The sequence below is a fragment of the Streptomyces sp. NPDC054887 genome (assembly GCF_053610585.1).
On record NZ_JBSGYQ010000057.1, the window covers coordinates 23,447 to 48,302 of the forward strand.

Genomic DNA, 24,856 nt, shown 5'->3' on the forward strand with positions numbered 1-24,856 from the left:
CTCAGCACGGCATTAGGGGCACCCATCACGGCCTTCCGGCCCTGGCGGGTGCCCCTTTCGGGCTCCGTTGATCTTCCCGGTACTCTGGCCGCTCGCACGAGTCACGGGGGAGCCGGGATGCCGGGGAGCGGAAGCATCAATGTCGAGCCGTCGGAGCTGCGGGCTTCCGCCGGCGCCGCCGATGCGGTGGGCAACGGCCTGCGCGCGCCGGTGCAGAAGGCCGAGACCGACGCCAGGTCGGCGTCCGTCTCCATGAACAAGTGGTCGATAGCCGCCGAACTCGAACGCGTGGCCAACGACTGGGGTACGGCCCTGCACGACCTGCGCAAGAGCATCGGTGGCGAGGGTGGCGACAGCGAGGCCGAGCGGCTGCGGCGCACCGCCGACGGCCACGAGTTCAACGAGGACCTGACCGCCCGTTCCTTCGCGGCGGTGTGACGTGGCTGCCCAGTTCAGCGTGCTCATGAAGCAGGACTTCTCCGACCTCGAAGCGGCGGCGAACTCCTGGCGGGCCCTGGCCGAGAAGCTGGAGGCCGCCCAGGTCCAGCACCGGCGCCAGGTCACCGGACCGCTGCACGCGTCCGGCTGGGAGGGCACGGACGCCACGTACGGCTTCATGATGATGGAGGACAACGAGCGCAAGCTCGGCAACTCCCAGTCCCAGGCCGGTTCCATCGCCACGGTCCTCAAGGGCACGTACGAGAAGATGCAGCTCGCGCAGCAGAATCTGCGCAAGGCGGTCCGTGAGGCCGAGGCCGACCGGTACGCCGTCGACGACGACGGCTGGGTCTCGGACCCCACCGACGACAACATGTCCTCGGCGGAGCGGCACGACCCCGACTACCAGCAGTCCCGGCAGGCGCGCAGCGGTCCGCTCGGCGAGTACCGGGCCCGCATCGACCAGGCGGTCGCCGACGCCGAAGCCGCCTCGAACGAGGGCAAGGCGTTGCTCCACCAGATCGACACCTTCGACCTCGACAAGGTGTACGGCTCCAAGAGCGCCCAGGACGACGCGAAGCTGGTGGCCGGTTCGTACGGGATCGACGAGAAGGACATTCCGAGCGACAAGGACCCCGAGAAGAACGCCGCCTGGTGGAAGAGTCTCACCCCTGAGCAGCGGCAGATGTACATGGATGCCTACTCGCAGAAGGTCGGCTGGCTGGACGGCATCCCCTCGGCGGACCGCGACGAGGCCAACCGCAAGTCCATCGAACTCTCGCTGGGTGCCTACCGCGAGAAGGAGCAGGCCGGCCAACTGGGCATCCACGACGACCGCCAGTACTCGGGCCTGCTCAAGCTGCAGGACGAACTCGACAGGGCGGACGGCGCCACACGCCCGAGCGATGAGCTTTACGTTCTCGGCATCGACGCCGAGAAGGGCGACGGCCGGGCGCTGGTGGCCCGGGGCAACCCCGACACCGCCGACAACACGGCCATCCAGGTGCCGGGCACCGGCAACGACCTGACGAATGTGGACGGTCAGATCAACCGTGCCGGCCGACTCCAGCAAGCCGCCATGGAGGCCGACCCGTACGCCAGTACCTCCGTCGTCTCCTGGCTCGGCTATGACGCCCCGGAGGCCGACGGCAGTGTGGTCACCACCGGGCGTGCCGAAGACGGTGCCCAGGATCTGCGCGGCTTCACCCACGGGCTGCGCGAGTCCCACCAGGGCGAGCCCACCCATATGACGGTGCTCGGGCACAGTTACGGGTCCACGATGGTGGGCGCGGCGGCCTCGGGCGGCGAAGGGCTCGGCGCGGACGACGTCGTGGTCGTCGGAAGCCCGGGCATGACGGTCGACCACGCATCGGACCTCAATATGGACGCCGACCACGTGTGGGCCGGGTACGCGGAGGACGACCCGGTCACCGAGGAGTTCTCCGACCTGACGCTAGGCGAGAACCCGGCGCAGGAGGAGTTCGGGGGCCGGGTCTTCGACGTCGACACCGAAGGCCACAGCGGCTACTGGGACCAGGGCAGCGAGAGCCTGCGCAATCAGGGAAAGATCATCGTGGGACAGCCGCCCCGCGAGGGCGAGTACCGGGAGAACGACTAGCTTGCCCGGGGTGTGCCCGGGCCGGGAGCTTGCTGAGCCATGCCCATACACATGAAGTGCCGCCGTACCGCCCTGCCCGTACTGACGCTCCTGGCGCTGCTCGCCACTGGAGGATGCATGACCGACAACGGAAAGAACGCCCCCCTCCCGGTGAAGAGCCGGCCGAAGGCCGAGTACGAGGTCCGGGCACTGATCGATGTGCTGGCCGAGGAGATCGGGTCCGAGGTCGACGCCAAAACGGTCGACAAGCAATTCCGGGACTGCATCGGCAAGAACAACGAAACCGCGAACGACGGGCGGTTCGACCTGAACTACACAGCTCAGGCCCCGCTGCCCCGCGCGCAGTACAACACCGCGCTCGGCACGCTGAAGAAGAGGCTGAAGGCCGAGGGTTACAAGGTCACCGGCTACCGCGAGGGCGACTGGCGGCACATCCTGCTCTACGCGAAGGGCGGTGACGCCGGCTTCTTCGTGTCCGTCGGCGCGGCGAAGCCCCCGCACGACATGATGATCTTCGGAGTCTCCACCCCCTGCTTCCTTCCGCCGGAGACGGAGCAGGAAGTGGTGTCCGCCCCGCTTCCGCGCCCACGGCGCGAGTCGGCGCCCGTTGCCGCCCCCGCACCGGACCTCGCGCCGGCGCCGGACCGGCCCGTGATCCGGCGTCCCGCAGGAGCCGGTGACTTCGGATGAGTACGGGCGTGGCGCGAGGGGCCGCTTGTGCTGCGTGCGCGGTGTTGCGCGCCCCTGCCCCGTGGGGCCGATGCTCGCTACCGTGAGTCATGGCCATGACTAGCGTCAGTGCGAGTACGAGTGACGAGCGCATCGACTTGGCGGTGCCGTCGAAGAGGTGGCACTGGAAGAGGCGGCTGGCACACACCACCGTTCTCCAGTCCTTCGCCTTCGACGATCCCCGGCAGCGCATGTACGTCCTCCAGGTCATGCAGGGCGGCATCAGACTCCCGGGCGAGGACCGCGCGTACACCGGTACGGAACGGCGGCAGCGCGGCGACATGTGCCTGAACCGGCTCGACCTCAAGGGCACCCGGCTGGGCCGCATGTACCTGCTGGGGCACGGGCACGGCGTCGGCATGGGCGTCGAACGCGACGCCACCGGCGCGACCTGGATCTGGACCGAAGCCGACGCGCGGCCCGCACAGAGCGGCGCGTTCGGGCGCGGCATCACGCGCTTCCGGTTCGCGGACCGCACGGTGCGCCGCGGCTCGGCCGAGTCCACCCGCCACCCGGTCCCCGGCTCCACCGCGAACCAGCCGTCCGTCGACATGAGCCGCAGGCGGATCGCCGTACGCCACCGCCTCGACGGCGAGGTCCGCTACCGCGTGTTCTCGCTCGCGCACGCCGTCACCGGCGACTTCTCCGAGCCGCTGCACGACTTCCCGCAGGCCCCCGCGCACCCCGACCCGGACATCGACTTCCAGGGCTTCGCGCTGTACGGCAACTACCTCTACCAGCTCGCCGGCGAACCCTACGGGCCCTCCAACCCGCGCTCGGGACGGGGCAACACGTACGTCTCCTGCATCGACGTCCGCACCGGCGAGACGGTCCAGCGAACCCGTACGAAAGCCGGATACTCCCTCGACCACCGCGAGCCGGAAGGTCTCGCCGTACGCCGCACCGGCAAGCCGCGGCTGTGCATGGGCTTCGCCTCCGGGGAAGCGGGCGCGCGCAGGTACTCCATCTACTACAAGCAGCACGGGTGACCCGCATAGGCTGCGGTGCATGGCCAGGATGAACGACGTGGGCGGCATGCAGGGCTTCGGGCCCGTCGACACCACCGACGACACAGCGCCCTTCCACGCCGACTGGGAGGCCCGCGTCTTCGCCCTGAACGGGGCGCTCATCGCCCAGAAGGTCTACAACCTCGACGAGTTCCGCGACGCCGTGGAGTCGATGCCGCCCGGCGAGTACCTCGCGGCCTCGTACTACGAGCGGTGGTTCTTCGCGATCCGCACGCTCCTCGAGCGCAAGGGCGTCGTCGCGGCGGGCGAGCTCGATGACTGACGACCGCTACGCACCCGGCGCGCGCGTACGCACCGTCCACCACGACCCGCCGCACCACACCCGGCTGCCGAGGTACGCCCGGGGCAAGCGCGGCACGGTCGTCGAGGCGGAGGGGCACGCGCCGCTCGCCGACGTACGGGCCCAGGGGCGTGCGGACTGCCCCGTGGAGCAGGTGTACGCCGTGCGGTTCGCGGCGAGGGACCTGTGGGGCGAGGGCGAGCACCACGTGGTCCTCGACCTGTTCGAAAGCTACCTGGAGGACGACGAGCTGTGAGCGGAACCCACTCCGATGCGCTGATCTCCCGCCGGGTCCGGCGGCTGGAGACGCTGCTGGAGGAGCGCGGCATCGTCACCGGCGCCGCGGTCGACGAGGCCGTCGACGCCTTCCTCACGGGCGCCTCACCGTCCGGGGGCGCACGTGTCGTCGCCCGGGCCTGGACCGACAAGGGGTTCCGGGAGCGGCTGCTCGCCGACGGGACGGCGGCCGTCGCCGAGCTGGGGCTGTCGGCGGGGGGCGTGCAGCCGCAGCGGCTGCGGGTCGTCGAGAACACGGCCGGCACCCACAACGTGGTGGTCTGCACGCTCTGCTCCTGCTACCCGGTCCGGCTGCTCGGGCCGTCGCCCAGCTGGTACAAGAGCGAGGCGTACCGTTCACGGGTGGTGCGCGAACCGCGGGCCGTACTGGCGGAGTTCGGTCTGACCCTGGCGCCGGACGTCTCGGTGACCGTGTGGGACTCCACGTCGGAGACCCGCTACATGGTCCTGCCGCGCCGGCCACCGGGCACGGACGGCCTGGACGAACCGGCCCTGGCGGCCCTGGTCACCCGCAACGCCCTGATCGGCACGGCGGCGCTGTAGCCGGGGCCCCCGGGCCGTCCCCGCGCGCGGAAGGCCGCCACTTCAGCGCCGGAGCCCCCCGGACGCCGGCTCGCCCAGGGCGTGCAGGGTCTCGCGGGCCTTCGGCGCCAGGAGCGGCGAGAACGCCGGGTTGATCCGCAGCGCCTCCTCGACGTGCCGCCGGGCCGCGCCCACCTTGCGCACGCCTCGCTCGATCTCGGCCAGATGGTAGAAGAACTGCGCGTCCCGCAGTCCCATCTCCGTCGCCTTGCGGGCGTACTTCAGCGCCTCGGCGTCGTTCTTCGCGCCGCCCCGGCGGTGCAGCGCCCACGCCAGCCCGTCCGCGACGTACGCGTTCGGATGGCGCCGCCACTCCGCCCGCAGCCGACGGACCGCGGCCGCCGCATCGCCGTGGTCCGCGTCGAGCCGGCCGAGGAGGACCTCGTCCCCCGCGCCGCCGCGCCTGCGGTTCAGCGACACCGCGTCGCGTACGAGCCGGTACTGCTCCTTCGCCTCGCCCGAACGCCCCAGGGACTCCAGCAGCTCGCCGTACTCCAGGTGGAACAGCGGCAGCGGCACGTCGGCGAGCGCCGCGCGGTAGTCGACCTCCGCGTCGGCCGGCCGGCCCAGCGCCGCCATCACGCGGGCCCGCCCCGCCCGGGCCCTGCCGTAGCCGGGGTCGGTGCGCAGGGCGGCCTCGTAGTGGCGCAGGGCCTCCTCCGGCTCGCCGCGCTCCCACGCCAGCTCACCCATGCCGTACAGCCCCGTCACCTTCTCCGCCGGCGAGGCCGCCAGCGCCGTCGCGTCGGCCAGGGTCGCCGCCGCGTCCTCCCGCCAGCCCCGGACGCGGTACACCTCGGCCGCCAGCCGCCGCGTCGTCGCACCGGGGCGCAGCGCCTCCAGCCTCTCCACCGCTTCGACGGCCGCCTCCTGTTCGCCCAGCCGCGTGTACGCGCCGATCAGGACCGGGTACACCGTCCAGCGCCTCGGTGAGCGCTCACGGACCGCCCGGGCCCACTTCTTCGCGGCGCGGTGGTCACCACGTGCGTGGGCGAGCGCCGCGAGACCCACCAGCGCGTCCGGGTTCCCCTTCGGCCGTACGGAGAGCGAGTGGCGCAGCGCCATCTCCGCCCGGGGGAAGTCGGCGGCGTGCGCCGTCCAGCGCCCCCGCTCCAGGTACGCGGAGCCGAGCACGGACCAGGAGCGCTCGTCGTCCGGATGGGCCCGCAGCCAGGTCTCGCGTTCGCCGATGAGCGCGGTCAGGTCGGCGGGGTGCGCCGGCGACCCGGCCCCCACCGCCTCCACGGCGGCCGTCGCACGCCCCACGGGGCCCGGCGCCGGCGCCGGGCGTGCGCTCAGCCACTCCGCGGTGAGGACCCCCGTGACGACCAGCACCGCCACGCCCGCGAGCACCGCGCGGGGCCACCGCCGCTTCGCCTGCTGTTCGGTCTCCATGCCGCTCACTGTGCGCCAGTACTACGAGCGGGCCGCCGGTCGCGAAGCGGATCGGCGACGGGTTCACACCGATGGCCCCGAGTGACACGCTGGGACCATGGACGATCTTCTCGAACGGCTGCGTGCGGGCCTTCCCGCAGAGGCGTTGATCACCGATCCGGACATCACGGCGTCCTACGCCCACGACATGGCCGGATTCTGCGAGGCGGGCGCCCCGGCCGTCGTCGCCCTGCCCCGTACGGTCGAGCAGGTCCAGCACGTCATGCGCACCGCGACCGCGCTGCGCGTGCCGGTGGTGCCGCAGGGCGCGCGGACGGGGCTCTCGGGCGCCGCCAACGCCACCGACGGCTGCGTCGTGCTGTCCCTGGTACGGATGGACCGGATCCTGGAGATCAGCGCGGTCGACCGGATCGCCGTGGTCGAGCCGGGCGTGGTCAACGCCGTCCTGTCGCGCGCGGTCGCCGAACAGGGGCTGTACTACCCGCCGGACCCGTCGAGTTGGGAGACGTGCACCATCGGCGGGAACATCGGCACCGGCGCGGGCGGGCTGTGCTGCGTGAAGTACGGCGTGACCGCCGAATACGTCCTCGGGCTGGACGTCGTACTGGCCGACGGCCGGCTCCTGCGCACCGGGCGGCGCACGGCCAAGGGCGTCGCCGGGTACGACCTCACCCGGCTGTTCGTCGGCGCCGAGGGGACGCTCGGAGTCGTGGTCGGTGCGGTGCTCGCGCTGAAGCCCGCTCCGCCGCGCCAACTCGTCCTCGCCGCCGAGTTCCCGTCCGCGTCCGCCGCCTGCGACGCGGTGTGCGCGATCATGGCGCGCGGCCACGCCCCCTCGCTGCTCGAGCTCATGGACCGTACGACCCTGCGCGCCGTGAACAAGATGGCCGCCATGGGCCTTCCCGAGTCCACCGAGGCGCTCCTGCTCGCCGCCTTCGACACCCCCGACCCGGCCGCCGACCTCGCCGCCGTCGGCGAGCTGTGCACCGCCGCCGGGGCCACCGCCGTGGTCCCCGCCGACGACGTTGCCGAGTCCGAACTGCTGCTTCAGGCACGGCGGTTGTCGCTCACGGCGCTCGAGGCGGTCAAGTCCGCGACGATGATCGACGACGTGTGCGTGCCGCGCTCGAAGCTCGGCGCGATGCTGGAGGGCACCGCCGTCATCGCGCAGAAGTACGACCTCGTCATCGGCGTCTGCGCGCACGCCGGCGACGGCAACACCCACCCGGTGGTCTGCTTCGACCACCTCGACGAGGACGAGTCGAGGCGCGCCCGGGAGTCCTTCGACGAGATCATGGCGCTCGGCCTGGAGCTCGGCGGCACGATCACCGGCGAGCACGGGGTCGGCGTACTGAAACGGGAATGGCTCGCACGGGAACTGGGACCGGTGGGACTGGAGTTGCAGCGCGCGGTGAAGGCGGCCTTCGATCCGCTCGGCCTGCTCAATCCGGGCAAGATCCTCTGAGTCCCGCGCGGGGGCGTGCCGCCTCACGCCTCGCCCTCGGCGGACTCGTCGGACGGCCAGGGGTCGCGCAGCCACAGGTCGTCGGCCGGTGTCGGGGTCAGCAGCCGGGCCAGTGCCTCGTCCATGCCGAGCCGCCCCGGCTCCGTCCCCGGCGGGACCACCACCAGCGTCCGCTCCAGCCAGGCGGACACGACCGGCGACGGGGCCTCCAGGAGGGCGTCCCCGTCGGGCGACGTCAGCGCCACACAGACCACGCCGCACGAGTCGATCTTCGTGGGCCACACCCGCACGTCCCCGTGGCCGGACGGCCGGAACACGCCCTCGACCAGCAGCTCGCGGGCGAACGTCCAGGTGACCGGGGCGTCCGAGCCGACGTGGAAGGTGATGTGCACGGCGTACGGGTCGTCGGTGCGGTAGGCCAGCCGGGCCGGCACGGGGACACTGCGCTCGGGCGAGAGCACCAGGTTGAGTTCGAGTTCGCGTTCCACCACGGTGTGCATGTCGTTTCCTCTCCGACCGGGCGGCCCTTCGCGCGGGCCTCACCTCCAGAGAGGGGGTTCGGGCACGTTCATTACGCGACTTCGGGCAGTTTGTCGGGGAGATGCGGGGGAGGGGGCCGGGATACCACGAACAGGCTCTGGGATGCCCGGAAAGAAGTGCTTACCTTGGGAGCGGCCCGGCGCGTCGCGGCGGTCTGATAGATGTGGACCTCGATAACGAGGCCATCGACTAGATACGGGACACGGTGATGAGCGCCCCCACCCCGGCCAGTGGCGACAGCAGCCCCACTCCTGGCTACTATCCCGACCCGTCCATCCCCGGCTACGTCCGGTTCTGGAACGGGGCCTCATGGGTGCCCGGGACCAGTCGCCCCGCCCCGGCGGACGGCGAGGGGCTGCCGCCCGCGCCCGCGCCCGCCCCGGCCGCCCCCGTCCCCTCCGTCGAGGAGACCGGCCCCCTCTTCTTCGACGAGGAGCCCGAGGGCGCGCACCTTCACGGCAACACCCCTGAGCCGGCGTCGGCCTGGCAGGCGGACACGTCCCGCCAGACGGGCTTCGGCGGCGACCTCGACCGCCGGGTCTCCTGGGGTTCCCCGGCCGCGGCTCCGGCCGCCGACGGCGCCGCACCGTCCGCCTCCGAAGCCGCGGCCGCACCCGGCCCCGGCGGTACGCCGGCCGCCGCGTCCGCCTCCGCTCCTGGCGATACGCCCGGTTCCGCTTCCGCCGCCACTCCCGGCGGCGCGCCCGCTTCCGGCGGCCCGGCGGACCCCCGGCGCGCCGCGGGCAACCAGCGCCGGGGGGCCGGCGGAGTCGACTTCCGGCGCACGGGCGCCGCCGCGCCGGAAACCGCCCAGGGCGCGGCCCCCGGAGCCACCGGGGACGACCCCACCGGGGGCGCGCTGCCCGGCGTGCGCAAGCCCGGCCGGACGTCGCCCCCCGACGACGGCACGGTCACCATCCGGGCCCTGCGCCGGGGTGAGGGGCAGCCCGCGCGCACGGCCCAGGCCGACGGCACGATGGCCATCAGGACCATGACACCGGGCGCCGGCCGCCCCCAACTCCCGGACCAGAACCGCGCCCAGCCCCCCGCCCAGGACCGCGAGCCCGCGGAGCAGGGGCAGGCGCCGGGCCAGAACCGGACCCCGGCCCAGGGCAGCGTCCCGGGCCAGGCGCAGCCCTCCGGCGGGCGCACCCAGGGCCAGGGAGCGGCCCCCGGCCGCCCGCAGCCCGCCGCGCAGAACCACGCCGCCGCGACCGGGCAGCCCTCCGTGCCGGGGCAGCCCCCGGCGCAGGGGCACCTCCCCGGCCAGGCGCAGCCGGCCGGCCAGGGGCGCGCCTCCGGCCAGTTCCCGCCCGCCCAGGGCCAGGCCCCCGGGCCGGCCGGCGCGGCGGCGGGACCGGCGGGCGCCCAGGGACTCGTACCCGGCCAGGGCGGCGCAGGCGTCGCCCCCGTCTCCGCGGGGGCCGGCGGCGGGGCCGCGTCCTGGGCGCAGCAGGTGCACCAGCTGGCGCAGCCGGACCAGGACGAGGCGGCCGCGCCGCCCGTCATGCCGTGGAAGCCGCCGGTCAGCGACCCGTTCCTCCAGGCCGCCCAGGCCCAGGCCGCCGCCCGGCCCGCCGGCCTCGGCAAGCGGCTGGCGGCACGGCTGATCGACACCGTCGTCCTCGGCGGCGCCGTCGCCGCGATCGCCGTACCGCTCGTGTCGGCGGCGCTCGCGCACATCGACGACAAGATCCAGGCGGCGAAGCTCTCCGGCGAGACCGTCACCGTGTGGCTGCTCGACGGAACGACCGCCGGCTACCTCGGCATCGTCCTCGGCGCGTACCTCGTCGCCGGAGTGCTGTACGAGGTGCTGCCGACGGTCAAGTGGGGCCGTACGCTCGGCAAGAAGCTGTGCCGTATGCACGTACGGGACATCGAGGCGCACGAGCCCCCGACGTTCGGCCCCGCGCTGCGCCGCTGGCTCGTGTACGGCGTGCTCGGCGTGCTGGCGATCGGTGTCGTCAACGCCGCGTGGTGCCTCTTCGACCGCCCGTGGCGCCAGTGCTGGCACGACAAGGCGGCCCGTACGTTCGTCGCGGGGGACTGACGGACCGCCAGGTCCCCCGAACGGCACCCGACCGGATGCGGACGGCGGGCGGGCGCGGTCGACTGCGGTTATGAGCACCGACGAGCCGCCCGGCCAGCCGCCCGAAGACGACCCGTTCCGCAAGAAGCCCCCGCAGGACCAGCCGCCGTCGACGCCGCCCCCGCCGCCCCCGTCCGGGGGCGGCCCGTACGACACGGGCGGGACAGGTGGGGCCGGCGAGCCGGGCGGAGAAGGCGGTGCAGGCGGTCCGGGCGGAGAAGGTGGTCCGGGCCCCGGCGGCGGATCGCCGTACGGTGACTCCCCCTACGGCGGATCCCCCTACGGCGGCACCCCGTACGGCACCCCGCCCCCGCCCTACAGCGGCGGCGCCGCCGACCCGCTCGCCGGGATGCCGCCGCTCGCCCCCAGCGGCGCGCGCATCGCGGCCCGTTTCGTCGACGTACTCATCGTCGGTGTGCCGCTCGGGCTCATCGGCTGGCTGCTCGGCATGTTCGACCGCTACAACAGCGACGACTGGGGTCAGGTCACCACCATGTCCGACGGGAAGTCGCTGATCTGGCAGCTCGTCACGATGGTCGTCTACATCGGCTACGACACCTACCTGACGGCGAGGAACGGCCGGACCGTCGGCAAGCGGCTGTTCAACATGCGCGTGGCGATGCTCAACAACGGCATGGTGCCGGGGACGAACGCGTCGCTGCTGCGCGCCGTCGTCCTGTTCGTGCCGGGCTTCATCTGCTGCTTCTGCCTGTGGTGGCCCGTCAACCTGGTGATGATCCTGGTCGACAAGCCCTACAAGCAGGGTCTGCACGACAAGGCGGCCAAGACGGTGGTGGTGTCAACCGCGTAGCGAGGAGTGCCCGCCGACCGCCGAGTGGGCGCGCGAGGACCGCGCGGAGACGGAGCGGGAGCCGGGCACCCGCGCCCCGGCGCCGTCCCGGTCCGTCGCGGACCCGGCGGAAGTGGTGGACCCGGCGGAAGTGGCGGGCGTCCCGGAGGCGGCCGCGCCGTTCGCACCGCGAACCGTGCGCGCCGCCTTCGCCGTGGGCACCGTGAGCGCGACCAGCAGGCCGAGGGCCAGCGCCGCGAGGGCGATGACGACCACGCCGGCGCCCGAGGCCGTGCCGGACAGCAGCAGCATGGCGAGGGCCGAGAGGACGACGGTGGCTGAACCGTATGCGGACTGTGCGGCAGTCGGACGCGGCATGGCGTTTTCCGTCCTCGGAGCAGCGGCAGGGGGTCTGTCTCAACCGGGTCGCACTTCAGGCGACTCTACGACGGTGAGTGCCCGCACGGAACCGGCAGTAAGCGTGACCTAACCCACGGTGCCGGTGCATCGGGGGCGCACGGAGTCATTCCCCGTCCCAACAGGTGGGACCGACGCGCCCTGCGGCCCGATCGCAACGAATCCATAACGTCCGCTATCCGGATCTGGACACCTGCATAGTGCACTTGAGCTGTGCAAGTCAAGATCTGTCTTTTCTTCCTCAACTCCGGTCGAATGTCGTCACTTGAGACGCGCGCCGCGCCCGGAATACCCCTCACCCTCTTCCGTGCTGACGCGGCCCGCGGGGGAGGACATCATCAAGTGACCACCAACCGAGGGCGGATCAGAGCCGCCGCCGTAGTCGTCGCCATGGCCGCGACCGCCGCGACGGCCTCTGCTTTCGCCACCGCACAGGCCGACGAGAGGCCCGCGGGCACGGCGGACGGCGCCGGGATCGAGCGCCGCGACCCGGCGCCCGCCAAGGGCCATGTCGAGCACGACCTCGAAGGACCGTTCAGCAAGCAGCAGGAGCTGGCGCGCAAGGCCGCGCTGGAGCAGGTCGTCGCGGGGGACGCCACCGTCCAGAAGCGCGGCGCCTCCAAGGTCGTCAAGCTCGACGACAAGAAGTACGTCGAGCTGGGCCGCGAGAAGACCGACAAGATCTTCACGATCCTGGTCGAGTTCGGCGACAAGGTCGACGACACGACCATGTTCGACCCGGACGGCGACGGCCCCGAGCCGCCCGTCAGGAAGTACGGCGGCGAGCCCGGCCCCGCGCACAACCGGATAGCCGAGCCGGACCGTTCCGAGGACAACTCGACGGCCTGGCAGAAGGACTACGACCAGAAGCACTTCCAGGAGCTGTACTTCGGCGAGGGCAAGGGCAAGGACTCCCTCAAGACGTACTACGAGAAGACCTCCTCCGGCCGCTACTCGGTCGACGGCGAGGTCTCCGACTGGGTCAAGGTCGACTACAACGAGGCCCGTTACGGCTCCAACTACTGCGGCGACAGCAACTGCGCCAACGTGTGGGACACCGTCCGCGACGGCGTGAGCGCTTGGGCCGCCGACCAGAAGGCCAAGGGCAAGACGGACGCCGAGATCAAGGCGCAGCTCTCCGGCTACGACCAGTGGGACCGCTACGACTTCGACACCGACGGCAACTTCAACGAGTCCGACGGCTACATCGACCACTTCCAGATCGTCCACGCGGGCGAGGACGAGTCGGCGGGCGGCGGCGCGCAGGGCGAGAACGCCCTGTGGGCGCACCGCTGGTACGCGTACGGCACGGACGCGGGCAAGACCGGCCCGGCGAACAACCCGGCCGGCGGCACCGAGATCGGCAAGACCGGCATCTGGGTCGGCGACTACACCATGCAGCCGGAGAACGGCGGCCTCGGCGTCTTCGCCCACGAGTACGGCCACGACCTGGGCCTGCCCGACCTGTACGACACCTCGGGCAAGGGCGAGAACAGCGTCGGCTTCTGGTCGCTGATGTCGGCCGGTTCCTGGCTCGGCAAGGGCAAGACCGAAATCGGTGACCTGCCCGGCGACATGACCGCCTGGGACAAGTTCCAGCTGGGCTGGCTCGACTTCGACAAGGCGAAGGCCGCGACGAAGTCGAAGCACAAGCTGGGCGTCTCGGCGTACAACACCAAGAACCCGCAGGCGCTCGTCGTCGAGCTGCCGAAGAAGGCCGTCACCACTCCTGTCGTGAAGCCCGCCGAGGGCTCCAAGCAGTGGTGGAGCGACATGGGCGACGACCTCAAGAACACCCTCACCCGGTCCGTCGACCTGACCGGCAGGGCCAAGGCCGAGCTGTCGTTGCAGGGCTGGTGGGACATCGAGGCCAACTACGACTGGCTGTACGCCGAGGTCTCGACCGACGCGGGCAGGACGTGGACGGCCGTGGACGGCACCGCCGACGGCAAGGCGCTGCCGCGCGACGCCGCCGACAAGCCGGGCCTGACGGGCGTGGGCGGCGCGTACAAGAAGCTCGCCTTCCCGCTGGACGCCTACGCCGGCAAGAAGTTCGACCTCCGGTTCCGCTACCAGACGGACGGCGGCGCGGGCGGCAAGGGCTTCGCGGCCGACGCCATCACGCTGACCGCCGACGGCACGCCCGTGTTCACGGACAACGCCGAGGGCGACGACAACGGCTGGACCGCCAAGGGCTTCACCCGCGTCGGCGAGTCCTTCACCAAGGAGTACGAGCAGTACTACCTGGCCGAGAACCGCCAGTACGTGTCGTACGACAAGACCCTCAAGGTCGGCCCGTACAACTTCGGGTTCGCTCCCACCCGGCCGAGCTGGGTCGAGCACTACCCGTACCAGAACGGCCTGATGATCTGGCTGTGGGACACCTCGCAGAAGGACAACAACACCAGCGCCCACCCGGGCAAGGGTCTGATCCTTCCGGTCGACGCGCACGCCAAGCCGCTGAAGTGGGCGGACGGCAAGCTGCTGCGCAACAAGATCCAGGCCTTCGACGCGACCTTCAGCAAGTACCGCACGGACGGCTTCACGCTGCACAGCGCGAACGTGCCGCAGAAGCTGGCGTCGCAGAAGGGCGTTCCGGTCTTCGACGACCGCAAGGGGACGTACTGGTACAAGGAGAACCCGACCGGCGGAGTGGACGTTCCTGACACGAACACCCGGATCTCGATCATCAGCGAGCCGAAGAACGGCTCGACGATCACCGTGAAGGTCGGCCCCTCGGCCAAGTAATTCGTAACATCGCAGGTCAGAGCATGATCGGCCGTCGCCCTCTAGCGGGCGGCGGCCGATCACGTTTAGATGCCTCTTGACCAGCTCTTGTTGACACGACGTCTTATGGGGGAATGATCGGCATGTCCGGTGGAGGTTTCGTACGGCTGCCCGGCGGCAGCGTGGTGGTGGCGCTCACGCTGCCCAGCCCGGAGGCGGAGGGCCGCAAGGTCCGCGTCCTGGTGCACTCGGTCAATCGCGCCCGCGCCCTGACCAGGCTGCGGAACCACGGTCTGCGCGCCGTCTACCTGCGGGGCAACGCCCACCCGCCGACGCCGGACGAGATCACCGCCGTCCTGCACCATCCGGACGGCCTGCTGTGGCGTGCGGCGCCGCAGGAGACGGTCGAGCTCTGGCACCCCATACGGGCGCTCCTCAGGCCCGTACGCCCGGCTTAGGGCGGCGGGGCGGGCCTTCCCGGCCGTCGGCGGCCGGCGGGGGCACCGGCTAGACCACCGGCTTCCCCGACAGCTCCACGCCCGCCCCGCGCATCTCCTCCAGGGCCCGTTCCGTCGTCGCCTCGGAGACGCCCGCCGTCAGGTCGAGCAGGACGTGCGTGGTGAAGCCCTCGCGGACCGCGTCCAGGGCTGTCGCCCGCACGCAGTGGTCGGTGGCGATGCCGACCACGTCGACCTCGGTCACCCCGCGGTCCCGCAGCCAGTCGGCCAGGGCGGTCCCGTTCTCGTCCGCGCCCTCGAAGCCGCTGTACGCCGCCGCGTGGGCGCCCTTGTCGAAGACCGCGGCGATGGCGCCCGAGGCGACGGCCGGCGCGAAGTTCGGGTGGAAGCCGACGCCCTCCGTACCGGCGACGCAGTGCACGGGCCAGGAGCGGACGTAGTCCGGGGTGGCGGAGAAGTGGTCGCCGGGGTCGACGTGGTGGTCGCGGGTGGCCACGACGTGGCGGTACCCGGCCGGGGCGGCCCCGATCAGCTCGGTGACGGCGGCGGCGACGTCGGCACCGCCCGCCACCGCGAGGCTGCCGCCCTCGCAGAAGTCGTTCTGAACGTCCACGACGATCAAGGCGCGGTGCATGGCGGGGGCCCTTCGGTGGGGATGCGGCGGCGGGGGGTTGCGTGTCCTGTTGTGCGGGCGATGGTACGAGGGTAGAGATTCCAACGGCCTTGCGGCAGGGGGCCTTTGGCTGCTAGAAGGCCGGTGACGCCCGGAGCGCCCGCCCTCTGGCCTGCCGCTGCCCGCTCATGCCGCGTTCATGCGTACTCGGTGGGGATCACCGGCTCGCCCCGCGACAGCTGCACCGCCGACATGGGCAGACCCGCGCGTGCGGCGATGTGCCGCTGCCGTACGTCGTCCAGCGGCTCGCGCGCCACCACCTCGCCGCCCTTGACCAGCTCGACCTGGAGCTGCCGGCCGGCCAGCTCGGGCGGTACGGGCCCGGTGCCCACGACCTCGGCCTCCGCGACGCCGTGCGCGTCCGGGCGGCGGGCCGCCCACTTGCGGCCGCCGATCGAGGTCTTCCCGCCCGTCGACTTCTTCGCCACCGGCTGGAGCGGGGCCTGCGGATCCGCCGAGCCGGCCCGTGCGACCAGCTTGTAGACCATGGAGCAGGTGGGGTGCCCGCTGCCCGTGACGAGCTGGGTGCCGACGCCGTACGCGTCCACCGGGGCCGCCGCCAGCGAGGCGATGGCGTACTCGTCCAGGTCGCTGGTCACCACGATCCTCGTGCTGGTGGCGCCCAGCGCGTCGAGCTGGTCGCGCACCCGGTGCGCGACGAGCAGCAGGTCGCCGGAGTCGATGCGGACCGCCCCGAGCTCCGTCCCGGCCACCTCGACGGCGGTACGGACCGCCTCCTCGACGTCGTACGTGTCGACCAGCAGCGTCGTGCCGCTGCCGAGGGAGGCGACCTGCGCCCGGAAGGCGTCGCGCTCGGTGTCGTGCAGCAGCGTGAAGGCGTGCGCGCTGGTGCCGACGGTGGGGATGTTGTAGCGGAACCCGGCCGCGAGGTCCGAGGTGGAGGTGAAGCCGCCGACGTACGCGGCGCGCGCCGAGGCGACGGCGGACAGCTCGTGCGTACGGCGGGCGCCCATCTCGATCAGCGGCCGGTCGCCCGCCGCGGATGCCATCCGGGAGGCGGCCGCCGCGATGGCGGAGTCGTGGTTCAGGATCGAGAGGATCACGGTCTCCAGCAGCACGCACTCGGCGAAGCTGCCCTCGACGCGCAGGATCGGCGAGCCGGGGAAGTAGACCTCGCCCTCCGGGTAGCCCCAGATGTCACCCGTGAAGCGGTACGCCGCGAGCCACTCCAGCGTCGGCTCGTCGACGATCGCGTGCTCCCGCAGGAAGCCGAGCACGCCGGCGTCGAACCGGAAGTTCTCCACGGCGTCCAGGACGCGCCCGGTGCCCGCCACGACGCCGTAGCGGCGCCCCTCGGGCAGCCGGCGGGTGAAGACCTCGAAGACGGAGCGCCGGTCGGCGGTGCCGGCCTTGAGGGCGGCCTGCAGCATCGTGAACTCGTACTGGTCGGTGAAGAGCGCTGTCGACGGAACGTCCACCGGCAGCCCAAGGTCCGCAGTGTTCATGGCAAGGATGCTACCTCCTAATCTCGTCAGAGTGACGATTTCTACGTGGCCGTTTGTGCGACGGCCCGTCACGGGTGGCACCATGGGACGAGTGAGTACGGCTCCCGCAGAGATCGAACGCCCTGAATCGGCCGAGGAAACCTCCGCCGTCCCCGAACCCGACGTCCCCTGGGTGACGCTGGTCCACAACGACCCCGTCAATCTCATGAGCTACGTCGCGTATGTCTTCCAGACGTACTTCGGCTACTCCAAGGACAAGGCGCACAAGCTGATGCTGGACGTTCACCACAAGGGCCGGGCGGTCGTCTCCAGCGGCAGCCGCGAGGAGATGGAGCGCGACGTGCAGGCGATGCACGGCTACGGGCTCTGGGCGACGCTCACGCAGGACCGCGGCTGATGGCCGGGCTCTTCGAGGAGATCCCCGGGGGCGGCGCGGCCGTCGCGCTCGACGAGGTCGAGATCTCCATCCTGCGCAGCCTGGCCGTACAACTGCTCGAACTGGTCGGGCCGGGCGACCAGCCGGCGGCGGGCGAGGACCCGCTGGCCGCGCTGTTCGCCGAGGGCCCCAGTGAGGCGCCGTCCGACCCCGCCCTCGCCCGGCTCTTCCCCGACGCGTACGGCGACCCGCAGGCGGATCCGGACGACCCGCACGAGCGGGAGGTGCGCGCCAACTCCGCCGAGTTCCGCCGCTTCACGGAGAACGACCTGCGCGAACGCAAGCGCGAGGACGCTCTCGCCGTCGTACGCAGCCTCGACGCGCTCGTCACCGGGGGCGAGGGCGGCGCCGTGCTCAAGCTGGCGGACGGCGACCGCAGGCGCTGGCTCGGCACGCTCAACGACCTGCGGCTGACCATCGGCACCCGCCTGGAGGTCACGGACGACGACGACGCCGGCGGGACCGGCGAGCTGTACCGGCTGCCGGACTCCGACCCGCGCAAGCCGATGGTGATGGCCTATCTGTGGCTCGGCGCTCTCCAGGAGAGCCTCGTCGAAACGCTCATGCCCTGAACATGACCTGTCCGGACATGTCGACCGCAGTGTTCGCTCAACGGACGCTCAAATCCGGATAACGATCACATTAACGCCTGGGGTTCCTATGCCGCCCCAGGCGTTTTTTGTCCCCTTTTTGTCGTGGTGTCCGCCACATGGGGCGCAATGGATCAGTGCTCTGATCGTGATAAATCTTCACGACCGCCCGGGGACGCCACCCCTGTACCCCGGGGGCGCTGAAGCCGGCTGACCGCCGGTACGCACTCCATTCCACATCCGGGGGCTTCGCCCCTCAAGGATCGTCACAGTCGATCCGAGCCGTTTCGAGGCCGGGTCGGCATGGAGAAAGGCGCGACACACCATGACCTCAGTGCAGGTCGACAAGCAGCACGACGGCAGTGAGGCCGAAGGCGCGACGTCCGGCGAGGGTTACCAGCGCGGACTCGGGGCCCGTCAGATCCAGATGATCGCGATCGGCGGCGCCATCGGCACCGGCCTCTTCCTCGGCGCGGGCAAGGGCATCTCCATCGCGGGCCCCAGCCTGATCCTGGCCTACGCCCTGGCTGGCCTCGTCATCTTCTTCATCATGCGGGCGCTCGGCGAGCTCCTCATGTACCGCCCGGTCTCCGGGTCCTTCTCCGAGTACGCCCGCGAGTTCGTCGGCCCCTTCGCCGGCTTCGTGACCGGCTGGACGTACTGGCTCTTCTGGGTCGTCACCGGCATCACCGAGGTCACCGCGGCCTCCGAGTACATGCAGTACTGGACCAAGGGCACCGACGGCTGGACCGATCAGCCGCAGTGGGTCTTCGCGCTGATCTTCACGGTGCTCCTCTTCTGCGTGAACCTGATCTCCGTGAAGCTCTTCGGCGAGCTGGAGTTCTGGTTCTCGATGATCAAGGTGACCGCGATCGTCGGCATGATCCTGATCTGCGCCGGCATCCTCACCATCGGCTTCTCGGACGCCGGTGACACCGCCTCGGTGACCATGCTCTGGGATCAGGGCGGCTTCTTCCCCAACGGCATCGGCCAGACGCTGATGACCCTCCAGCTCGTCATGTTCGCCTTCCTCGCCGTCGAGCTCGTCGGCGTCACCGCGGGCGAGGCGAAGGACCCGCAGACGGTCCTGCCCAAGGCCATCAACACCGTGCCGTGGCGCATCGCCGTCTTCTACGTCGGCGCGCTCATCATGATCCTGTCGGTCGTGCCGTGGACCCACTTCGAGCCGGGCACCTCGCCGTTCGTGGCGGCCTTCGAGAAGATGGGCCTCGGCGTCGGCGCGGCCATCGTCAACTTCGTGGTCCTCACCGCCGCCCTGTCCTCCTGCAACTCGGGCATGTACTCCACCGGCCGCATGCTGCGCGACCTCGCCCTCAACGGCCAGGGCCCGAAGTTCTTCACCAGGCTGACCAGGAGCGGCCTGCCCCTGGTGGGCACCTCGTTCTCCGCCGCCCTGATGCTGGTCGGCGTGTGGATCAACTACCAGTGGCCGGGCAAGGCTTTCGACTACGTCGTCTCCTTCGCCACCATCTCCGGCATGTGGGCCTGGGTCATGATCCTGGTCAGCCAGATCCGCTACCGGGCCAAGTCCGACCGCGGCGAGCTGCCCAAGTCGTCCTTCCGGGCCCCGGGAGCGCCGTACACGAGCTGGTTCGCCCTGCTGTTCATCGGCATGGTCGTCGTGCTGATGGGCATCGACGAGGACACGCAGATCTCGCTGTACTGCGCCCCGCTGTGGGCGCTGCTGCTCGGCGTCTCGTGGCTGGTGATCAGGAAGCGCGACCGCTCCGCCGCGTAATCCCAGCATGTGGTCCCGCCCGTACCATCCCTCGGTACGGGCGGGGCCCTTTGCATATCCTGGGGCCCATGCTGACCCTTTCCCAGGCCCTCTACGACCAGATCGTCGCGCACGCCCGCGCCGACCACCCCGACGAGGCGTGCGGCGTGGTCGCCGGTCCGGCCGGGTCCGGGCGCCCCGAGCGCTTCATCCCGATGCTCAACGCCGCCCGCTCGCCCACGTTCTACGAGTTCGACTCCTCGGACCTGCTCAAGCTGTACCGCGAGATGGACGACCGGGACGAAGAGCCCGTCATCATCTACCACTCGCACACGGCGACCGAGGCGTACCCGTCCCGCACGGACATCAGCTACGCCAACGAACCCGGCGCCCACTACGTCCTGGTCTCCACCGCCGACACGGACGACGCCGGCCCGTTCCAGTTCCGCTCGTTCCGCATCGTGGACGGCGTGATCACCGAGGAAGAGGTCGAGGTCGAGGCGTAGCCGGCCGGCCGCGCGGCGGCCCGCACGATCACTGCCCGCGACGCAGTGACACACTGTGCACGACCCGGGCGGCAGGACCCAGGAAGCCGGTGCGAATCCGGCACGGTCCCGCCACTGTGACCAGGCCATGGCCCCGCCATGCCAGGAAGCCAGGAACTGACCTGCCGCCTCCCGCACCACCGACCAGGGGACGAGGACATCCCCCGGAGGAGGCACCACCGTGTTCCGTACCCGGCCATCCCGCCGCGCCCTCGTGGCCGCCGCGCTGCTCACCCTCACCGCCTGCACCACGGCGGCGGAGCGGCCCGAGCCCGGCGCCAAGGCGGCCGACGGCTTCCCGTACACCGTCACCAACTGCGGTGTGAAGACGACCTACAAGGCACCGCCCACCCGCGTCGTCACCATGAACCAGCACGTCACCGAGGTGATGCTGGAACTCGGCCTCGCCAAGTCCCTCGTCGGCACCGCCTACCTCGACGACAAGGTGCTGCCCGAGTACGAGAAGGACTACCGGGCCACCCCGGTGCTCTCCAAGGAGTACCCCTCGTACGAGAGGCTGCTCGCCGCCAACCCCGACTTCGTGTACGGGGGTTACGCCTCCGCGTTCTCCGCCGGCGACGGCCGCAGCCGCGAGACGCTGAAGAAGGCCGGCATCGACTCCCGCCTCAACACGGAGTACTGCGCCGAGGGCAAGACGTCGATGGACGCCCTGTACCAGGAGATCCGCGAGGTCGGCCGCACCTTCGGCGTACCGGAGCGCGCCGAGCGCTGGATCGACGGGGCCAGGGCCGGGAACGCCGCCACCGCGAAGCGGCTGGCCGGCGCCGACCCTGTCCCCGTCTTCGTCTACGACGGCGGCGACAAGACCGCCTCCACCATCGGCGGCGCCGGCATCGGCCACGAGATGGTCAAGCGCGCGGGCGGCGAGAACGTCTTCGCCGACCTCCCCAAGCCCTTCGCCGACACCTCCTGGGAGAGCGTCGTCCAGCGCGCGCCCGAGGCCATCGTCATCCTCGACTACGGGTCCACCACCGTCGCCCAGAAGAAGCGGCGCCTCCTGGACGACCCGGCCCTCGCCGACGTGCCCGCCGTCAAGAACAAGCGCTTCGCCGTCCTGCCCCTCTCCGACATGGTCCTCGGCGTCCGCGCCCCGGCCGCCGTCGACAAGCTCGCACGCCGGCTGCACCCCGAGCTCGCGAAGTAGCGGGGGCGGCCGTGAGCTGCGAGACCCCCGTGTCCCGGGGGCGCCTGCGCTACACCCTCCTCGTCGCCGCGCTCGCCGCCCTGCTCGCGGGCGCGGCGGTCGCGGGACTCGTCCTCGGCTCGGTGCGCATCCCCGCCCCGCAGGTGCTCCAGGCCCTGGCCGGGGCCGCCGAACCCGGCCCGTACCGCACGATCGTCCTCGACGTACGGCTGCCCCGCGTGCTGCTCGGCGCCGTCGTCGGCGCCGGGCTCGCCGTCATCGGCACCGTCCTCCAGGCCCTCGTACGCAACCAGCTCGCCGACCCCTTCCTGCTCGGGGTCTCCTCCGGCGCGTCGGTCGGCGCGGTCGGCGCCATCGTCCTCGGCATCGGCGCCGGCGCGGGCATCGCCACCACCGTCACCGTGCCGCTGGCCGCCTTCGCGGGCGCGCTCGGCTCCCTCGTCCTCGTGTACGGGCTGGCACGCGGCGGCGGCGCCATGACCACCGGGCGGCTGCTGCTCGCCGGAGTGGCCGTCTCCTACATCCTGTCCGCCCTCACCAGCCTCCTGATGGTCACCTCGGCACGCGCCGACCACCTCAAGGAGATCCTCCACTGGACCCTCGGCGGCCTCGGCAGCGCCCGCTGGGACATGCTCCCCCTCCCCGCCGCCGTCCTGGCCGTCGGCACCGCCGTCCTCGTCACCCTCGCCCGGCCGCTCGACCTCCTGCTCGTGGGGGAGGAGGGCGCCACCGTCCTCGGACTCGACACCGGCCGCTTCCGCGCCGCCGTCTTCGTCCTGGCCTCGCTGCTCACCGGCGTGCTCGTCGCTTTCAGCGGCGCGATCGGCTTCGTCGGCCTGATGGTCCCGCACGCCGCCCGCATGGCCGTCGGCGCCGGGCACCGCAGGCTGCTGCCCGTCGCCGCGCTCGGCGGGGCGGCCTTCCTGGTCCTGGCCGACCTGGCGGCCCGTACCGTCGCCGCGCCCCAGGACATCCCCGTCGGCGTGCTCACCGCGCTCACCGGCGGCCCGTTCTTCCTGTGGATGCTGCGCCGCCGGCCGTACGGAACGACCGAAGGAGCCGCCGCATGACGACCCTCACCGCACACGGCCTCTCGTACGGCGTCGGCGGCCGCCACCTCGTCGACGACGTCACCCTGACCGCCGCCGACGGCGAGACCGTCGGCCTGGTCGGCCCCAACGGCAGCGGCAAGACGACGTTGCTGCGCTGCGTGTACGGAACCCTGCGCCCCACCCACGGCCGGGTCCTCCTCGACGGCGAGGACCTGCACGCCATGAGCCCCGCGGCCAGGGCCCGGCGCATCGCGACCGTCCCCCAGGACAGCGGCTCCGCCTTCGAACTGACGGTCCGTGAGGTCGTCGCCATGGGCCGCTCCCCGCACAAGCGCTTCTGGGAGCAGGACACCGCGGCCGACGACGCCCTCGTACGGGAGGCCCTCGGCCGCGTCGGCATCGCGGGCCTCGCCGACCGCGCCTTCCCGTCCCTCTCGGGCGGCGAACGCCAGCGGGCCCTGACGGCCCGCGCCCTCGTCCAGCAGCCGTCCCTCGTCGTCCTCGACGAGCCGACCAACCACCTCGACATCCGCTACCAGCTGGAGATCCTCGGCCTCGTGCGCGACCTGGGAGCCACCAGCCTCCTCGCGCTGCACGACCTGAACCTCGCGGCGTACTACTGCGACCGGATCTACGTCCTGGACCGCGGCCGGGTCGTCGCGTCCGGCCCGCCGAAGGACGTCCTGACGGCGGACCTCCTGCGGACCGTCTACGGGGTGTCCGCCGAGGTCAGCATTCACCCGACGACCGGGGCGCCGACCGTCGTCTACCTCCCGGTGTCCACGTGACGAGCACTTTTCGACCACGATGTGAGATCACATACCGGCAACCGGGCCGGGAATCTATACGATGACCGCATGGTTCCCCACGACGTGAGCGAGACGACGCCGAGCACCGTGCTGCTCGTGGCGCGCCTGCACGTCGACCTGTGCCGGCTCGCCAGCGCAATCTGTACGCCTACGGCCTGAGCCACGGGCCAACCAGCACCCGTACACACGCTTGCCCCTGCGCGGGGGACGAACTGCCGCGCGCCTTTCACGCCACCCTCCTGACAGGAGTCGACAGCCATGGCCATCGAGGTCCGCATCCCGACCATCCTCCGCACCTACACGGACGGCGCCAAGGCCGTCCAGGGCAACGGCGACACGCTCGCCGACCTCTTCGCCGACCTGGAGGCCCGCCACAGCGGCATCCAGGAGCGCATCGTCGACAACGGCCAGCTGCGCCGCTTCGTGAACGTCTACCTCAACGACGAGGACGTCCGCTTCCTCGACGGCATCTCCACCAAGCTCGCCGACGGCGACAGCGTCACCATCCTCCCGGCCGTCGCCGGCGGCATGGTCTGATGCGGTACGACTCCCCGCTGGCGGCGGTCGGCAACACGCCGCTCGTCCGCCTCCCCAGGCTGTCCCCCTCGGAGGACGTCCGCATCTGGGCCAAGCTGGAGGACCGCAACCCCACCGGCTCGATCAAGGACCGCCCCGCGCTCCACATGGTCGAACAGGCGGAGAAGGACGGCCGGTTGACCCCGGGCTGCACCATCCTCGAGCCCACCAGCGGCAACACCGGCATCTCGCTCGCGATGGCGGCCCGCCTCAAGGGCTACGACATCGTGTGCGTCATGCCGGAGAACACCTCCCAGGAGCGGCGCGACCTGCTCGCCATGTGGGGAGCGAAGATCATCTCGTCGCCGGCGGCGGGCGGCTCCAACACGGCCGTACGGGTCGCCAAGGAGCTCTCGGCGCAGAACCCGTCCTGGGTGATGCTGTACCAGTACGGCAACCCGGACAACGCGGGGGCGCACTACGCCACCACCGGTCCGGAGATCCTCACCGACCTCCCGACCATCACGCACTTCGTGGCCGGCCTCGGCACCACGGGCACGCTCATGGGCGTCGGCCGCTACCTGCGGGAGAACCTCCCCGACATCAAGATCGTCGCCGCCGAGCCGCGCTACGACGACCTGGTGTACGGCCTGCGCAACCTCGACGAGGGCTTCGTCCCCGAGCTGTACGACGCGTCGGTGCTGACCACCCGCTTCTCCGTCGGTTCGGCGGACGCCGTCACGCGCACCCGGGAACTCCTCCAGCAGGAAGGAATCTTCGCGGGCGTCTCCACGGGGGCGGCGCTGCACGCGGCGATCGGGGTCGGGAAGAAGGCGGTCAAGGCGGGGGAGCGGGCGGACATCGTCTTCGTCGTCGCCGACGGCGGCTGGAAGTACCTGTCGACGGGCGTCTACACGGCCGAGACGACCGAGGCGGCCATCGAAACGCTCCAGGGCCAGCTCTGGGCGTAGGGCCCGCCCCGACGCGGGAAGAGGGCCGGACCGCCCCCTGGG

Annotated in this window: 27 protein-coding genes and 1 riboswitch; of the genes, 22 read left to right on the plus strand and 5 right to left on the minus strand. The window is 71.6% G+C overall.

What is annotated here, in order from left to right; translation table 11 throughout:
- Positions 1-117 precede the first annotated feature (117 nt).
- From ACWGH0_RS26705 to nthA, 7 genes are all read left to right on the plus strand, one after another.
- Positions 118-438 carry a hypothetical protein gene (locus tag ACWGH0_RS26705; RefSeq protein WP_453406790.1) on the plus strand — a complete coding sequence of 107 codons (321 nt, stop codon included), beginning with the start codon at positions 118-120 and terminating at the stop codon, positions 436-438.
- Between the two features lies 1 nt (position 439).
- The gene (locus tag ACWGH0_RS26710; protein WP_453406791.1) at positions 440-2,056 is read left to right on the plus strand and encodes an alpha/beta hydrolase; all 1,617 of its coding nucleotides are present in this window, start codon (positions 440-442) and stop codon (positions 2,054-2,056) included.
- Between the two features lie 39 nt (positions 2,057-2,095).
- Positions 2,096-2,746, plus strand: coding sequence for a hypothetical protein (locus ACWGH0_RS26715; RefSeq protein WP_453406792.1), 651 nt, complete (start codon positions 2,096-2,098; stop codon positions 2,744-2,746).
- Between the two features lie 89 nt (positions 2,747-2,835).
- Positions 2,836-3,774 (plus strand): phage baseplate protein, encoded by a 939-nt coding sequence (locus tag ACWGH0_RS26720; RefSeq protein WP_453406793.1) that lies wholly within the window; start codon positions 2,836-2,838, stop codon positions 3,772-3,774.
- A 19-nt stretch (positions 3,775-3,793) separates the two neighbouring features.
- Entirely contained in the window at positions 3,794-4,075 is a 282-nt protein-coding gene (locus tag ACWGH0_RS26725; protein WP_453406794.1) for a hypothetical protein, read from the plus strand.
- On the plus strand, positions 4,068-4,349 hold the full coding sequence (locus tag ACWGH0_RS26730; protein WP_453406795.1) for an SH3-like domain-containing protein: 282 nt from the start codon (positions 4,068-4,070) through the stop codon (positions 4,347-4,349). Before ACWGH0_RS26725 ends, ACWGH0_RS26730 begins: the two co-directional genes overlap by 8 nt.
- Positions 4,346-4,933: a nitrile hydratase subunit alpha gene (nthA, locus tag ACWGH0_RS26735; RefSeq protein WP_453406796.1), complete on the plus strand. Its 588-nt coding sequence runs from the start codon at positions 4,346-4,348 to the stop codon at positions 4,931-4,933. The genes ACWGH0_RS26730 and nthA overlap by 4 nt, the downstream gene beginning before the upstream one ends.
- Positions 4,934-4,975: 42 nt before the next feature.
- Here the strand turns inward: nthA and ACWGH0_RS26740 are convergent, their stop codons facing one another.
- Positions 4,976-6,367: a tetratricopeptide repeat protein gene (locus ACWGH0_RS26740; protein WP_453406797.1), complete on the minus strand. Its 1,392-nt coding sequence runs from the start codon at positions 6,365-6,367 to the stop codon at positions 4,976-4,978.
- Positions 6,368-6,464: 97 nt separating this feature from the next.
- Here ACWGH0_RS26740 and ACWGH0_RS26745 point away from each other — a divergent pair, with 97 nt between their 5' ends.
- Positions 6,465-7,832: an FAD-binding oxidoreductase gene (locus ACWGH0_RS26745; RefSeq protein WP_453406798.1), complete on the plus strand. Its 1,368-nt coding sequence runs from the start codon at positions 6,465-6,467 to the stop codon at positions 7,830-7,832.
- Positions 7,833-7,855: 23 nt separating this feature from the next.
- On the opposite strand, the gene ACWGH0_RS26750 is transcribed toward ACWGH0_RS26745, so the two are convergent.
- Complete coding sequence (locus tag ACWGH0_RS26750; RefSeq protein ID WP_453406799.1) at positions 7,856-8,332, minus strand: SsgA family sporulation/cell division regulator; 477 nt, start codon at positions 8,330-8,332, stop codon at positions 7,856-7,858.
- Between the two features lie 248 nt (positions 8,333-8,580).
- On the opposite strand from ACWGH0_RS26750, the gene ACWGH0_RS26755 reads away from it, so the two are divergent.
- Both ACWGH0_RS26755 and ACWGH0_RS26760 read left to right on the plus strand, forming a co-directional pair.
- On the plus strand, positions 8,581-10,422 hold the full coding sequence (locus ACWGH0_RS26755; RefSeq protein ID WP_453406800.1) for an RDD family protein: 1,842 nt from the start codon (positions 8,581-8,583) through the stop codon (positions 10,420-10,422).
- A gap of 70 nt (positions 10,423-10,492) precedes the next feature.
- Positions 10,493-11,272 carry an RDD family protein gene (locus tag ACWGH0_RS26760; RefSeq protein ID WP_453406801.1) on the plus strand — a complete coding sequence of 260 codons (780 nt, stop codon included), beginning with the start codon at positions 10,493-10,495 and terminating at the stop codon, positions 11,270-11,272.
- Here the strand turns inward: ACWGH0_RS26760 and ACWGH0_RS26765 are convergent.
- Positions 11,261-11,629, minus strand: a complete 369-nt coding sequence (locus ACWGH0_RS26765; protein WP_453406802.1) for a hypothetical protein — start codon at positions 11,627-11,629, stop codon at positions 11,261-11,263. The genes ACWGH0_RS26760 and ACWGH0_RS26765 overlap by 12 nt on opposite strands.
- 429 nt (positions 11,630-12,058) lie before the next feature.
- On the opposite strand from ACWGH0_RS26765, the gene ACWGH0_RS26770 reads away from it, so the two are divergent.
- Positions 12,059-14,416: an immune inhibitor A domain-containing protein gene (locus ACWGH0_RS26770; RefSeq protein ID WP_453406815.1), complete on the plus strand. Its 2,358-nt coding sequence runs from the start codon at positions 12,059-12,061 to the stop codon at positions 14,414-14,416.
- Between the two features lie 122 nt (positions 14,417-14,538).
- Positions 14,539-14,853, plus strand: a complete 315-nt coding sequence (locus ACWGH0_RS26775; RefSeq protein ID WP_453406803.1) for a hypothetical protein — start codon at positions 14,539-14,541, stop codon at positions 14,851-14,853.
- Positions 14,854-14,902: 49 nt separating this feature from the next.
- Here the strand turns inward: ACWGH0_RS26775 and ACWGH0_RS26780 are convergent, their stop codons facing one another.
- Both ACWGH0_RS26780 and ACWGH0_RS26785 read right to left on the minus strand, forming a co-directional pair.
- Positions 14,903-15,487, minus strand: coding sequence for an isochorismatase family protein (locus ACWGH0_RS26780; RefSeq protein ID WP_453406804.1), 585 nt, complete (start codon positions 15,485-15,487; stop codon positions 14,903-14,905).
- A gap of 176 nt (positions 15,488-15,663) precedes the next feature.
- Positions 15,664-16,992 carry a nicotinate phosphoribosyltransferase gene (locus tag ACWGH0_RS26785; RefSeq protein ID WP_453406805.1) on the minus strand — a complete coding sequence of 443 codons (1,329 nt, stop codon included), beginning with the start codon at positions 16,990-16,992 and terminating at the stop codon, positions 15,664-15,666.
- An 82-nt stretch (positions 16,993-17,074) separates the two neighbouring features.
- On the opposite strand from ACWGH0_RS26785, the gene clpS reads away from it, so the two are divergent.
- From clpS to ACWGH0_RS26835, 10 genes are all read left to right on the plus strand, one after another.
- The gene (clpS, locus tag ACWGH0_RS26790) at positions 17,075-17,389 is read left to right on the plus strand and encodes an ATP-dependent Clp protease adapter ClpS (RefSeq protein ID WP_344497713.1); all 315 of its coding nucleotides are present in this window, start codon (positions 17,075-17,077) and stop codon (positions 17,387-17,389) included.
- The gene (locus tag ACWGH0_RS26795; protein ID WP_453406806.1) at positions 17,389-18,000 is read left to right on the plus strand and encodes a DUF2017 domain-containing protein; all 612 of its coding nucleotides are present in this window, start codon (positions 17,389-17,391) and stop codon (positions 17,998-18,000) included. The genes clpS and ACWGH0_RS26795 overlap by 1 nt, the downstream gene beginning before the upstream one ends.
- A gap of 343 nt (positions 18,001-18,343) precedes the next feature.
- Positions 18,344-19,777 carry an amino acid permease gene (locus tag ACWGH0_RS26800; protein ID WP_453406807.1) on the plus strand — a complete coding sequence of 478 codons (1,434 nt, stop codon included), beginning with the start codon at positions 18,344-18,346 and terminating at the stop codon, positions 19,775-19,777.
- 68 nt (positions 19,778-19,845) lie between these two features.
- Positions 19,846-20,262 (plus strand): Mov34/MPN/PAD-1 family protein, encoded by a 417-nt coding sequence (locus ACWGH0_RS26805; RefSeq protein WP_453406808.1) that lies wholly within the window; start codon positions 19,846-19,848, stop codon positions 20,260-20,262.
- Between the two features lie 79 nt (positions 20,263-20,341).
- A riboswitch (cobalamin riboswitch) is annotated at positions 20,342-20,421 on the plus strand.
- Positions 20,422-20,482: 61 nt separating this feature from the next.
- The gene (locus tag ACWGH0_RS26810; RefSeq protein ID WP_453406809.1) at positions 20,483-21,466 is read left to right on the plus strand and encodes an ABC transporter substrate-binding protein; all 984 of its coding nucleotides are present in this window, start codon (positions 20,483-20,485) and stop codon (positions 21,464-21,466) included.
- A gap of 11 nt (positions 21,467-21,477) precedes the next feature.
- Positions 21,478-22,536 (plus strand): FecCD family ABC transporter permease, encoded by a 1,059-nt coding sequence (locus tag ACWGH0_RS26815; RefSeq protein ID WP_453406810.1) that lies wholly within the window; start codon positions 21,478-21,480, stop codon positions 22,534-22,536.
- Complete coding sequence (locus ACWGH0_RS26820) at positions 22,533-23,306, plus strand: ABC transporter ATP-binding protein (protein WP_453406811.1); 774 nt, start codon at positions 22,533-22,535, stop codon at positions 23,304-23,306. The genes ACWGH0_RS26815 and ACWGH0_RS26820 overlap by 4 nt, the downstream gene beginning before the upstream one ends.
- A 69-nt stretch (positions 23,307-23,375) precedes the next feature.
- The gene (locus ACWGH0_RS26825) at positions 23,376-23,486 is read left to right on the plus strand and encodes a putative leader peptide (protein ID WP_341870216.1); all 111 of its coding nucleotides are present in this window, start codon (positions 23,376-23,378) and stop codon (positions 23,484-23,486) included.
- 99 nt (positions 23,487-23,585) lie between these two features.
- A complete protein-coding gene (locus ACWGH0_RS26830) occupies positions 23,586-23,864 on the plus strand; it encodes a MoaD/ThiS family protein (protein WP_453406812.1) in 279 nt (92 codons plus the stop codon).
- A complete protein-coding gene (locus ACWGH0_RS26835; protein WP_453406813.1) occupies positions 23,864-24,814 on the plus strand; it encodes a PLP-dependent cysteine synthase family protein in 951 nt (316 codons plus the stop codon). The genes ACWGH0_RS26830 and ACWGH0_RS26835 overlap by 1 nt, the downstream gene beginning before the upstream one ends.
- Positions 24,815-24,856: the final 42 nt, after the last annotated feature.

Coding starts and splice junctions, on each gene's coding strand:
- ACWGH0_RS26720 (WP_453406793.1), top strand. CDS start 2,836: ATGGCCATGACTAGCGTCAGTGCGAGTACGAGTGACGAGCGCATCGAC.
- ACWGH0_RS26770 (WP_453406815.1), top strand. CDS start 12,059: ATGGCCGCGACCGCCGCGACGGCCTCTGCTTTCGCCACCGCACAGGCC.
- ACWGH0_RS26740 (WP_453406797.1), bottom strand. CDS start 6,367: ATGGAGACCGAACAGCAGGCGAAGCGGCGGTGGCCCCGCGCGGTGCTC.
- ACWGH0_RS26800 (WP_453406807.1), top strand. CDS start 18,344: ATGACCTCAGTGCAGGTCGACAAGCAGCACGACGGCAGTGAGGCCGAA.
- ACWGH0_RS26785 (WP_453406805.1), bottom strand. CDS start 16,992: ATGAACACTGCGGACCTTGGGCTGCCGGTGGACGTTCCGTCGACAGCG.
- ACWGH0_RS26820 (WP_453406811.1), top strand. CDS start 22,533: ATGACGACCCTCACCGCACACGGCCTCTCGTACGGCGTCGGCGGCCGC.
- ACWGH0_RS26775 (WP_453406803.1), top strand. CDS start 14,539: ATGTCCGGTGGAGGTTTCGTACGGCTGCCCGGCGGCAGCGTGGTGGTG.
- ACWGH0_RS26705 (WP_453406790.1), top strand. CDS start 118: ATGCCGGGGAGCGGAAGCATCAATGTCGAGCCGTCGGAGCTGCGGGCT.
- ACWGH0_RS26795 (WP_453406806.1), top strand. CDS start 17,389: ATGGCCGGGCTCTTCGAGGAGATCCCCGGGGGCGGCGCGGCCGTCGCG.
- ACWGH0_RS26755 (WP_453406800.1), top strand. CDS start 8,581: ATGAGCGCCCCCACCCCGGCCAGTGGCGACAGCAGCCCCACTCCTGGC.
- clpS (WP_344497713.1), top strand. CDS start 17,075: ATGGGACGAGTGAGTACGGCTCCCGCAGAGATCGAACGCCCTGAATCG.
- ACWGH0_RS26780 (WP_453406804.1), bottom strand. CDS start 15,487: ATGCACCGCGCCTTGATCGTCGTGGACGTTCAGAACGACTTCTGCGAG.
- ACWGH0_RS26715 (WP_453406792.1), top strand. CDS start 2,096: ATGCCCATACACATGAAGTGCCGCCGTACCGCCCTGCCCGTACTGACG.
- ACWGH0_RS26730 (WP_453406795.1), top strand. CDS start 4,068: ATGACTGACGACCGCTACGCACCCGGCGCGCGCGTACGCACCGTCCAC.
- ACWGH0_RS26825 (WP_341870216.1), top strand. CDS start 23,376: ATGGTTCCCCACGACGTGAGCGAGACGACGCCGAGCACCGTGCTGCTC.
- ACWGH0_RS26760 (WP_453406801.1), top strand. CDS start 10,493: ATGAGCACCGACGAGCCGCCCGGCCAGCCGCCCGAAGACGACCCGTTC.
- ACWGH0_RS26765 (WP_453406802.1), bottom strand. CDS start 11,629: ATGCCGCGTCCGACTGCCGCACAGTCCGCATACGGTTCAGCCACCGTC.
- ACWGH0_RS26745 (WP_453406798.1), top strand. CDS start 6,465: ATGGACGATCTTCTCGAACGGCTGCGTGCGGGCCTTCCCGCAGAGGCG.
- ACWGH0_RS26725 (WP_453406794.1), top strand. CDS start 3,794: ATGGCCAGGATGAACGACGTGGGCGGCATGCAGGGCTTCGGGCCCGTC.
- ACWGH0_RS26835 (WP_453406813.1), top strand. CDS start 23,864: ATGCGGTACGACTCCCCGCTGGCGGCGGTCGGCAACACGCCGCTCGTC.
- ACWGH0_RS26750 (WP_453406799.1), bottom strand. CDS start 8,332: ATGCACACCGTGGTGGAACGCGAACTCGAACTCAACCTGGTGCTCTCG.
- ACWGH0_RS26805 (WP_453406808.1), top strand. CDS start 19,846: ATGCTGACCCTTTCCCAGGCCCTCTACGACCAGATCGTCGCGCACGCC.
- ACWGH0_RS26830 (WP_453406812.1), top strand. CDS start 23,586: ATGGCCATCGAGGTCCGCATCCCGACCATCCTCCGCACCTACACGGAC.